Here is a 2,962-nt window from a genome sequence, read left to right as displayed (position 1 = left end):
AAAAGTTCATTGACATATTGAAGTAGAAATTGTAACAGAAGCACTAGCGATAGTGCGAAGTAGAAGTAAGTGATTAAGGGCGCACGGGGGATGCCTAGGCTCTCAGAGGCGAGGAAGGACGTGATAAGCTGCGAAAAGCCACGGGGATCGGCCAATACGAATTGATCCGTGGATGTCCGAATGGGGCAACCCAGTCTGCAAAGACTATCTCGAAAGAGAAGCGAACGTGGGGAACTGAAACATCTAAGTACCCATAGGAGGAGAAAATAACAATGATTCCGTGAGTAGTGGCGAGCGAAAGCGGAGGAGCCCAAACCGTTCATGTTACGGCATGGACGGGGTTGTAGGACCTGCATAATTGAGACAAATCTGACGAGAACTGCGTGGGAAAGCAGACCGTAGGGGGTGAGAGTCCCGTATTGGAAGGATTTGGATTGAGGCGGGTATCCTGAGTAGGGCGGGACCGGAGAAATCCCGTTTGAAACTGCCGGCACCATCCGGTAAGGCTAAATACTCCTGAGAGACCGATAGTGAACGAGTACCGTGAGGGAAAGGTGAAAAGTACTCCGAATAGGAGGGTGAAATAGACCCTGAAACCGTGCGCTTACAAGCGGTCGGAGCCCAGCGATTGGGTGACGGCGTGCCTTTTGCATAATGAGCCTACGAGTTACTCCTCTCTGGCAAGGGTAAGGTATTCAGTACCGTACCCGGAGCGAAAGCGAGTCTGAAAGGGCGACTGAGTCGGAGGGGGTAGACGCGAAACTTAGTGATCTACCCATGGCCAGGTTGAAGGTTGGGTAAAACCAACTGGAGGACCGAACCGATAAGCGTTGAAAAGCTTCCGGATGAGCTGTGGGTAGGGGTGAAAGGCTAATCAAACTGAGAAATAGCTCGTACTCCCCGAAATGTTTTTAGGAACAGCGTCGGGAATTGTATGACGGAGGTAGAGCTACCGATAGGACTAGGGGGAGTCACATCCTACCAAATCCTGACGAACTCCGAATGCCGTCATACAGAACCGGCAGTGAGGGCTGGGGTGCTAAGGTCCCAGTCCGAGAGGGAAAGAACCCAGACCTTCCGCTAAGGTCCCCAAATTTAGGTTAAGTTGAACAAAGGTGGTCCAGTTGCAGAGACAGCCAGGAGGTTAGCTTGGAAGCAGCTATTCCTTTAAAGAGTGCGTAACAGCTCACTGGTCGAGCGACAGGGCGTCGATAATAATCGGGCATCAAACCTAATACCGAAGCGAAGGATTCGACCCCGCACATGCGGGGCGAGTGGTAGGGGAGCATTCCAACGACGGCGAAGGTATCCTGTAAGGGGTGCTGGAGTTTTTGGAAAAGCAAATGTAGGCATAAGTAACGATAAGGCGGGCGAGAAACCCGCCCACCGTAAGACCCAGGTTTCCTGATCAACGTTAATCGGATCAGGGTTAGTCGGGACCTAACGCGAACCCGAGAGGGGTAGTGGATGGACAATGGGTTAATATTCCCATACTAGTTATACAGGTGATGGAGTGACGGAGTGATGAAAGATCCGCCCGGTGACGGAATACCGGGTTAAAGCGAGTAGGTATTGGACCCATAGTTAAATGCGTGGGTTTAGCCGAACGTGATAGTACTGAGCGTTTTCGGACAATCAGATAGTGATCCTAAGGGCTTCCAAGAAAAACTTCTAGCGCTAAGCGTATAGCTACCCGTACCGCAAACCGACACAGGTGGTCGAGGAGAGAATCCTAAGGTGCTCGAGTGAATCATGGTTAAGGAACTCGGCAAAATGGCCCTGTAACTTCGGGAGAAGGGGCGCTGGCAGCGATGTCAGCCGCAGTGAAGAGGCCCAGGCGACTGTTTAACAAAAACACATGGCTTTGCAAAGTTTCAAGACTAAGTATAAGGCCTGACACCTGCCCGGTGCTGGAAGGTTAAGAGGGGATGTTATCGCAAGAGACGCATTGAATCGAAGCCCCAGTAAACGGCGGCCGTAACTATAACGGTCCTAAGGTAGCGAAATTCCTTGTCGGGTAAGTTCCGACCTGCACGAATGGTGTAACGATCTGGGCGCTGTCTCAACCATGAGCTCGGTGAAATTGTAGTCGCGGTGAAGATGCCGCGTACCCGCAACGGGACGGAAAGACCCCATGCACCTTTACTGCAGCTTAGTATTGGTACTGGACAAATGATGTGTAGGATAGGTGGGAGACTGTGAAGCGGGTTCGCCAGGATTCGTGGAGTCACTGTTGAAATACCACCCTTTGTTTGTCTGGTATCTAACCCCTGAAGGGGGACATTGCTTGGTGGGTAGTTTGACTGGGGTGGTCGCCTCCAAAAGGATAACGGAGGCTTCCAAAGGTTCCCTCAGTACGCTTGGTAACCGTACGAGGAGTGCAATAGCATAAGGGAGCTTGACTGTAAGGCCGACAAGCCGAGCAGGGTGGAAACACGGGTATAGTGATCCGGCGGTTTTGAATGGAAGAGCCGTCGCTCAAAGGATAAAAGGTACGCTGGGGATAACAGGCTGATCTCCCCCAAGAGCTCATATCGACGGGGAGGTTTGGCACCTCGATGTCGGCTCGTCACATCCTGGGGCTGGAGAAGGTCCCAAGGGTTCGGCTGTTCGCCGATTAAAGTGGCACGCGAGCTGGGTTCAGAACGTCGTGAGACAGTTCGGTCCCTATCTGTTGCGGGCGTGGGAAGTTTGCGAGGACCTGACCTTAGTACGAGAGGACCGGGTTGGACTGACCGCTGGTGTACCGGTTGTGATGCCAATTGCATTGCCGGGTAGCTACGTCGGGAAGAGATAAGCGCTGAAAGCATCTAAGTGCGAAACTCCCCTCAAGATGAGACTTCCAAATAGGGCCCTCAGAGACGATGAGGTTGATAGGCTGCAGGTGTAAAGTCAGTGATGGCATAGCTGAGCAGTACTAATTGCCCAAAAGCTTACGCTACGTTTTGTTACAGTTTCTACC

General features: G+C 52.0%; 1 rRNA gene. It reads left to right on the top strand.

From position 1 onward, the window contains the following. The first annotated feature begins 63 nt into the window (after window positions 1-63). Window positions 64-2,941: ribosomal RNA gene (locus tag DK188_RS21280) — 23S ribosomal RNA — on the top strand. The last annotated feature ends 21 nt before the right edge of the window (window positions 2,942-2,962 follow it).

The organism is Algoriphagus litoralis (assembly GCF_003259255.1).
In the GTDB taxonomy this organism is placed as follows: domain Bacteria; phylum Bacteroidota; class Bacteroidia; order Cytophagales; family Cyclobacteriaceae; genus Algoriphagus; species Algoriphagus litoralis.
The sequence above is the reverse complement of the archived record's forward strand: the minus strand, read 5'-3'. Positions and strand labels throughout refer to the sequence as shown.